The following is a 369-nucleotide window of genomic DNA, read 5'->3' on the forward strand; positions in this document are numbered from 1 at the left end:
GTTCTTCACGATCATCTTGGTCATGACACCGCCCATGGTTTCGATGCCGAGCGACAGCGGGGTCACGTCGAGCAGCAACACGTCTTTGCGATCGCCGGAAAGCACCTGGCCCTGGATGGCAGCGCCGACGGCTACGGCTTCATCGGGGTTTACGTCCTTGCGTGGCTCCTTGCCGAAGAACTCCTTGACCTTCTCCTGCACCTTCGGCATGCGGGTCATGCCGCCGACCAGAATGACGTCGTTGATGTCGCTCACGCTGATGCCGGCGTCCTTGATGGCCAGGCGGCACGGCGCGATGGTGCGTTCGATCAGCTCATCGACCAGGCTTTCGAGCTTGGCACGGCTGAGCTTGATGTTCAGGTGCTTTGG

General features: G+C 61.0%; 1 protein-coding gene. It reads right to left on the reverse strand.

All coding sequences use genetic code 11. From position 1 onward, the window contains the following. A partial coding sequence (locus QN413_RS27510; RefSeq protein ID WP_323499653.1) for an Hsp70 family protein occupies positions 1 to 369 on the reverse strand: 369 nt, incomplete at both ends.

It is taken from the genome of Variovorax sp. LG9.2, assembly GCF_035018885.1.
GTDB lineage: Bacteria > Pseudomonadota > Gammaproteobacteria > Burkholderiales > Burkholderiaceae_C > Variovorax.